The sequence below is a fragment of the Dyella sp. genome, from assembly GCF_035277725.1.
Taxonomy (GTDB): Bacteria; Pseudomonadota; Gammaproteobacteria; order Xanthomonadales; family Rhodanobacteraceae; genus Dyella_B.
Map to the genome: position 1 here is coordinate 20,500 of NZ_DATEJY010000141.1, position 7,161 is coordinate 27,660.

The 7,161-nt window shown below is 58.5% G+C and carries 8 protein-coding genes and 1 pseudogene; 6 read left to right on the top strand and 3 right to left on the bottom strand.

Going from position 1 to position 7,161, the window contains the following annotated elements:
* Positions 1 to 206 precede the first annotated feature (206 nt).
* Genes VJR68_RS12975 through tnpA form a run of 6 tightly spaced genes read left to right on the top strand, consistent with a single transcriptional unit; the run spans position 207 to position 4,624 of the window.
* The gene (locus VJR68_RS12975; RefSeq protein ID WP_324148226.1) at positions 207 to 1,178 is read left to right on the top strand and encodes a biotin-dependent carboxyltransferase family protein; all 972 of its coding nucleotides are present in this window, start codon (positions 207 to 209) and stop codon (positions 1,176 to 1,178) included.
* On the top strand, positions 1,175 to 1,948 hold the full coding sequence (locus tag VJR68_RS12980) for a 5-oxoprolinase subunit PxpA (RefSeq protein WP_324148228.1): 774 nt from the start codon (positions 1,175 to 1,177) through the stop codon (positions 1,946 to 1,948). The genes VJR68_RS12975 and VJR68_RS12980 overlap by 4 nt, the downstream gene beginning before the upstream one ends.
* 13 nt (positions 1,949 to 1,961) lie before the next feature.
* Entirely contained in the window at positions 1,962 to 2,645 is a 684-nt protein-coding gene (locus tag VJR68_RS12985) for a DUF969 domain-containing protein (RefSeq protein WP_324148230.1), read from the top strand.
* Between the two features lie 2 nt (positions 2,646 to 2,647).
* Positions 2,648 to 3,616: a 5-oxoproline transporter, DUF979 family subunit gene (locus VJR68_RS12990; protein WP_324148231.1), complete on the top strand. Its 969-nt coding sequence runs from the start codon at positions 2,648 to 2,650 to the stop codon at positions 3,614 to 3,616.
* 17 nt (positions 3,617 to 3,633) lie between these two features.
* Entirely contained in the window at positions 3,634 to 4,137 is a 504-nt protein-coding gene (gene pcp / locus VJR68_RS12995) for a pyroglutamyl-peptidase I (RefSeq protein WP_324148233.1), read from the top strand.
* A 55-nt stretch (positions 4,138 to 4,192) separates the two neighbouring features.
* Positions 4,193 to 4,624 (top strand): IS200/IS605 family transposase, encoded by a 432-nt coding sequence (gene tnpA, locus VJR68_RS13000; protein ID WP_324148235.1) that lies wholly within the window; start codon positions 4,193 to 4,195, stop codon positions 4,622 to 4,624.
* 46 nt (positions 4,625 to 4,670) lie between these two features.
* Here tnpA and VJR68_RS13005 read toward each other — a convergent pair whose 3' ends face one another.
* The 3 genes and pseudogenes from VJR68_RS13005 to VJR68_RS13015 all read right to left on the bottom strand — a co-directional run.
* Positions 4,671 to 5,906, bottom strand: coding sequence for a hypothetical protein (locus tag VJR68_RS13005; RefSeq protein WP_324148237.1), 1,236 nt, complete (start codon positions 5,904 to 5,906; stop codon positions 4,671 to 4,673).
* A gap of 179 nt (positions 5,907 to 6,085) precedes the next feature.
* A pseudogene (locus tag VJR68_RS13010) lies at positions 6,086 to 6,436 on the bottom strand (integrase core domain-containing protein); the annotation flags it as partial.
* 309 nt (positions 6,437 to 6,745) lie between these two features.
* On the bottom strand, positions 6,746 to 7,161 hold a 416-nt coding region (locus VJR68_RS13015), incomplete at its 5' end, for an aldehyde dehydrogenase family protein (protein WP_324148239.1).

Sequence of the window (7,161 nt, forward strand, 5' to 3'; positions counted from 1 at the left end):
GGAGCGAGGAATCCAGCGACTTTGAGATCGAAAGACACTGGATGATTCGCTTCGCTCACCCCTTCGGGGCCATCCTTCGGACGTTCTCCACGCTTCGCGCTACGTCCAGCTTTCGCTGGAATGACGAACTCATGCATGCGACGTTGGGGTTCGGCTGCGCCTCACCCCAACCCGACCTACAAGGCCTTTCGGCAATCATGTGAGCCATGACGATCGAAGTCATCAAACCTGGCCTGCTCACCAGCTTGCAAGACGCGGGGCGCCGGGGTTATGCCGCGCTTGGCGTAGGGCGTGCGGGTGCGATGGACGAGTCGTCATGGCGGCTGGCGAACGCGCTGGTGGGCAATACCGGGGGCGAGGCTGCGCTGGAGATCACGCTCGGCGGTCCGACGCTGCGTTTTCAGGAGCATGCGGTGATTGCGGTGACGGGTGCGATCATCGACGTGCGCGCAAACGGCCAGCCGTTGCCGTTATGGACAAGCTGCTTGTTGCCTGCCGGCACCGTGCTGCGTTTTGGCGGCATGCGTCACGGTTGTCGCAGTTATCTCGCGGTGCGAGGTGGTTTTGACAGCACGCCGGTGCTCGGCAGCCGCAGCACCGATCTGCACGCATGCATAGGTGCGGCCATCAAGGCGGGCGACATGCTGACGATAGGCGAGCACACCGCGGCGCCATGGTTCCGCTCCGGCAAACCCATGCAGGCGTTGCGCTGGGGACTCGATCCGCAGCCGTGGCTGGATTATGCGCAAGCACCGTTCGCATTGATGCGTGGTCATCATTACGCCGCACTCGATGATGCATCGCAACGTGCACTGTTCACGCAGCGCTTCCGGGTCAGCAAAGACAGTAACCGCACGGGCAATCGACTGGATGGTTCGCCATTGCGACTGCGCGAGCCACTTGAATTGATATCCGAAGCCACGCTGCCCGGCACACTGCAATTGCCGCCGTCGGGACAGCCGATCCTGTTGCTGGCCGAGGCGCCGGTCATCGGCGGCTACCCGCGCATCGGGCAGCTTGCCGCCGTCGATCTCCCGCGCCTGGCGCAGCGCCGGCCGGGCGATGCCGTATATTTCCGCGAGACCTCCATGGATGAATCGCTGCAGCGCCTGCGCGAACGCGAGGCATCACTACGGCAACTGCTTCAACGCATCGAACAACGTCTGGAATCGCCATGAAACATGCCTTCGCCAAGACCATCGATCTCAACAGTGACCTGGGCGAATCCTTCGGCGCCTGGCGCATGGGCAACGACGCGGCACTGCTCGCCATTGTCAGCTCGGCCAATATTGCGTGCGGTTTTCACGGCGGCGATCCGGACATCATGCGCGGCACCGTGGCGATGGCGGTGGAGCATGATGTTGCCATCGGTGCTCATGTATCGCTGCCCGACTTGCAGGGGTTTGGCCGTCGCGAGATGGCCGTTACACCGAACGAGACGTATGCGCTCACGCTGTATCAGATCGGTGCACTGCACGGATTTGCGCAGGCAGCGGGTACGCGGTTGAGCCACGTAAAGCCGCACGGTGCGCTGTACAACATGGCCGCACGCGATGCGAAACTGGCGGCGGCGATCGCACGTGCCGTGCATGACTTCGATCCCGCCTTGCGCTTGTTCGGTCTGGCGAACTCGGCGCTCGTCGATGCGGGTAATGCGATCGGTATACCGGTGGCAGCCGAAGCGTTTGCCGATCGCCGCTATCGCGCCGACGGCACGCTGCAACCGCGGCGCGAGGCGGATGCGGTGATCCAGGAAAGCGATGAAGCCATCGCACAGGCTATGGCAATGGCGCGCGAAGGGCATGTGCGTGCAGTCGACGGCAGCATCGTTGCGTTGCAGGCCGATACGCTGTGCGTGCATGGCGACGGTGCGCACGCGGTGGATTTTGCACGCCAGCTACGTGCCGCGCTGGAAGCGGCTGGCATTGGTATCGCACGCCCGCATTGAACTAGGAATCAGCATGAACTACTGGCCGTTGCTTGGCGTCGCTGTGATCGTCATCGGCTTTGCACTGCGCTTCAATGCCGTGCCGGTAGTGGTTTGTGCGGCGCTCGTCAGTGGTTTGCTGGCGGGATTGCATCTGCCGGAGCTGCTGGCGTTATTGGGAAAAAGTTTTGTGTCCTCACGCGTGCTGTTGCTGTTCGTGCTTACCTTGCCGGCGATTGGCCTGCTTGAGCATGCCGGTTTGCGCGAGCACGCCCAACGATGGATGGGGCAGTTGCGAGGCCTTACCCTTGCGCGCCTGCTGATCGGTTATCTATTGGTGCGCGAAGGACTGGCGATGCTGGGTCTCACCGGCGTGGCAGGCCCGGCGCAGACAGTGCGTCCGTTGTTGGCGCCGATGGGCGAGGCTGCTGCCGAAAAGATGCATCCCGGTTTGAGCGATGCGGATCGGGATGAGGTGCGCGCCGTCGCCGCCGCCACAGACAATATTGGCCGCTTCTTTGGCGAAGACGTGTTTATTGCCTTGGGCGCCGTGCTGTTGATTCAAGGGTTCTACGCGCAGCACGGCATCGAGCTTACGCCGCTATCCATCGCGCTGTGGGCATTGCCAACCGCCATCGCCGCGTTCGTGATTCAGTCCGTACGCATCTGGTTATTTCAGCGTCGTCTGGCACGCCGTGCCCGGGTAACGGAAACCTGAGCATGCTGCGCATTGAGTATGTGTATTGGCTGATCGCTGCTTTTCTGTTGTTCGCCGCGTGGCGCAATCTGCGGGAACGGCAATTCGCGCGTGCTGCATTCTGGTTGCTGCTGGGGGTGTTGTTTGCAGGTGGCGATGTGGTGCTGGCGCAGCAGCAAGCCGGTAACGCATGGCCTGCGCAACTTGCCGGATGCATGGTGATTGCGCTTGCATTGCTGGCGCCCTGTCTTCGCAGGCGAACGCATTCGGAAATCGCCCACAGCCCTGCGCGACTTGTCTCGGCAGTGCGCCTTGGCCACAAGCTGTTTGTGCCGGCGTTGCTGATTCCTCTGGTCACGCTGCTGGTCGCGTTGTTCGGTGAGCACCTTGCTGTCGGCGGCGCGGCGTTGTTTGCCAAACCGCAGATGACGTTGACTGGCCTGGCCTTGGCCTGTGTGGTGGCTTTGCTCGCCGCTGCCCGTATTGCGCGGGCGCCGCCGCATCACGGACTGGCGGAAGGGCGGCGATTGCTCGATGCCATCGGTTGGGCGGCTTTGCTGCCTTTGTTGCTGGCCGCATTGGGCCAGGTATTTACGCAGAGTGGCGTTGGCGGTGATATCGCTGCACTGGCGAGCATGCTGCTGCCCCAGGGCAATGCCTTTCTGTGTCTGCTGGTGTTTGCCTTCGGCATGGTGCTGTTCACCGTGATCATGGGCAACGCCTTTGCGGCCTTCCCGGTGATGATGGCTGGCATCGGTCTGCCGTTGCTGGTGCAGCGCTATGGCGCCCATCCGGCCGTGCTGGGTTCCATGGGTATGTTGTGCGGCTATTGCGGTACCTTGCTTACGCCGATGGCTGCCGATTACAACTTGGTGCCTGCCGCGTTGCTGGAACTGCGCAATCCTTATGGCGTCATTCGTGCGCAAGCGTGGAGTGCGGCAAGCATCTTTGCAGTCACCTTCATTACCATGTGGCTGCTGGTCTTCCGTTGACAGGGTTCCGTGACGCCATGAGCGAACAGCCGCGCATCTTGCTGACCGGTTTTACGCCGTTCGGTGGGGAAGATATCAATCCTTCCTGGGAAGCGGTGCGTGTGCTTGATGGCAAGCACATCGGCGGCCATCGCGTGGTATCGCGCCTGCTGCCCACCGCGTTTGCCGAATCGCAGCGCCAACTGACGGCGGTGGTGGATGAGATAGCACCGTCCATTTTGCTCGGCATCGGGCAAGCGGGCGGGCGAAGCCGGCTTTCCATCGAGCGCGTGGCGATCAATGTGCAGGATGCGCGCCTGCCCGACAACAGCGGCGCGCAGCCTGTAGATGAAGCTGTCGTGCCGGATGGGCCGGCTGCCTACTTCAGTACGCTGCCCATCAAAGCGATGCTCAAGGCCTTGCTTGCGGAGAGGTTGCCCGCCGAAGTGTCCAATACGGCGGGGACTTTCGTCTGCAATCACGTGGCTTATTTAATACCTGAGGAAATCCCCCGGCTATGCCGGGGGACTCCCGAGGTTTGACCTATACAGCGGTCGTTGTGAATCTGGAATCTCGACCAAGAGATGAGGATTCACGATGAAAGAGTATCAGAGCCTTAGCCATACGCGTTGGGACTGCAAATACCATGTGGTGTATATCCCCAAGCGCCGCAAGAAGCGGATTTTTGGCCAGCTTCGTCGGCACCTTGGGGAGGTGTTTCATGAGTTGGCGAAGCAGCGGGGTTGCCGGATTGTGGAAGGCCACTTGATGCCGGATCACGTCCATATGTGCATCAGCATTCCGCCGAAGTATTCGGTTGCAAGCGTAGTGGGCTATTTAAAAGGGAAGAGTGCGATAGTGATCGCGCGACGGTTTGGAGGACGCAAGCGCAATTTCACTGGAGAAGTATTCTGGGCTCGCGGCTATTTCGTATCGACGGTAGGTTTGGATGAAGCGATGGTGAGGGCTTACATCAGAAACCAGGAAAAGGAAGATGAGCGCTACGATCAGATGAAGCTAGGCGTATGACCGGCCGCCTTGGGCGGCTCCTGGTTTCAAGGCGCCTTTGAGGCGCTCACCCATAAAGCCCCCGGCTTTGCCGGGGGATACTTACTTGATAAAATCTTGAGCCATTGTTGGTCTTCATCCCCCACATTAGATCACTCTCGAGAGCAAAGTCAGTGACCCTAAGGACCGCCCCACTCTGGATGGCTTGATAGATCCAGGAGGCAACAGTCTTTACCACTTTCGCGTCGTTATTTTCTTTCAAATAATCCACACTATGCGAGGCAACAAACGCAGTTATAACCGGATAGCTTTTATCATTTATTTTCCTTATCCCATCAATCCATCGACCTAAATCTTGACTTAGTGGATGCCTTGTCGCCAAATATGTAGCTGCCTCATTCTGATTTTCATCATGCTTACTGGAAAGCAGTATAGGCGCATACTTATCTGCAAGATCATCGGAATTTTTTTCTGCGTTTTGAAAAGCAAGAAGCATCCATCTATCTCCAGAAATTGACTCGCCAGACCTTAAAATGGCTTCAGTTTCGGGAAGAATAGATCGTTCGCTGTTCCAAAACTCTAATAGATCGTTGCGCTTGTCATCGCCATAACGCTTGTCTAAAAATATTGTTTCAAATGTTTTTGCAACATCCCTGTCGTAAGCAATACTTGCACCAAAGCCCCTGGAATTTTCGATTATTCGTGCCGCGTCGATGAAGTTGGATTCGCTGGATGCCGGGTCGATCAAGATTTGCCGCAACCTCTGCAACTCGTCCTCTGATATCCCAAGGGCATATGAGGAAAAATGATTGTCTATTTTCTGTCGCGCCAGTCTAGCTGTTAAAGAATCCAGAACTGTCTGCGTTCTGAGCTTCTCCAGCGTGATCTTCACTGGAGATTCTGGTGTTGACATCGAAAGCCATTCTTTGACTTTCGTATCAACAAACATGGTGGCCGTTGACTTCAGGGAACTGTACGCCATGTACCCTGCCCCGAACAGAATGGGTATGGCACAAAGAGCAGCAACCTGCACTATGTTCTTAGCTTCTGAGAAGAGTTTTGTCGTCCTATCGACCGCAATTTCCGCAATTTCCACCTTTGCGATCTCAAATTTTGCCGCCAATGACTCCTTCGCGGCAACAATGTCCACTCTCGCCTCTGCAAGTTCTTTTAGCGAGGCCTCATATCGTAGCGTCTGCTCCGCAATGAGTTCTTGGGTTCTTGATGCCAGCTGCTCTTTGTACTCGAGGAAACGTCTTTCAAGTTCCAGCTGATGAAGAATGTGATCAGTAGCTTTTTCCATAGCTATGGTGCATGAGGAGTTTCGATGAAACCTCTATCGGCACCGGCGGTGGCCTCTTAAGGATGTCGGAATAGCTAGCCGACAGGTTGCGGGCGCATCCACGGCACCCACCGGCGAAGAATAAGGGCCGCCGCGACGCCCCCCGCCTTCAGTAGCGGAGCGAATTAGAGTCCGGGGGTTTCGATCTCGGTACGCGCATGTAGCAAGCTGGGAAACCAGTGTTCGTTGAGGCACTCGTCGCGCAAGCGGCCGTTGAACGATTCGATGTAGGCATTCTGGTTCGGTTTGCCCGGTTCAATCAGGCGCAGTTGGACGCCATGCTCGTGGGCCCAAGTAACCATCGCCTTACCGCAGAACTCCTTGCCGTTGTCGCTGCGAATGATCTTGGGCAGGCCGCGGGTGAGCGCCAGGCGATCCATCACGCGCGTCACGCCCATGCCGGAGATCGCTCGTTCGACCTCGATGACGACAGTCTTGTGCGTGGCGTCATCGACAACCGTCAGGCATTTGATGACGCGGCCCTCGGCCGTGCTCCATAACCATGGGCTTTCGAGCGCGAATCGCTACGACGTCGAGTTGACGCAGCAGAGTAAGCTGCTGCGATCGCAGTGGAAGTCGTCGAAGACGTGGCCGAGAACGTTGTCGTCATCGGCCTAACGCACCTCAATGCGGATTGTGCCCTGACTCTGCGCGCGCGATCCATCGCAACGATACCCCTCAGGCCGCGCCAGCCGCACATTCATCACGCAACTGCTGTGGTCTACACGCAGCCGTCCTACAAAAGATGCCCGTAATAAACGTGTCAGGGATAACGTGAGCGCTGCGACGGATTGGGGAGATTACTCCGCCGCCATCAGCAAGGTCTTGGGCTCCAGGTACGCGCTCATGCCCCATCGACCCATTTCGCGCCCGAGCCCCGAATGCTTGAAGCCTCCGAATGGTGCGCGTGGCTCGTGGGCCAAGGTGTTGACGAGCACCCGGCCCGAATCGATCTGGCGTGCCACACGTTCGCAGCTTTCCGGGTTCTTGCCCAGCACCAGGGCGCTCAGGCCGTAGCGCGTGTCGTTGGCAATGGCGATCGCGTCAGCTTCATCCTCGTAGGGGATGATGGTCAGCACGGGGCCGAAGATTTCCTCGCGCGCAATGCGCATCTGGTTGTTGGCATGGGTAAAGAGGGTGGGCTTCACGAACCATCCGGCGCGCAAGCCATCAGGCCGGCCTTCACCTCCCGCCAGCAGCGTCGCGCCTTCCTCCT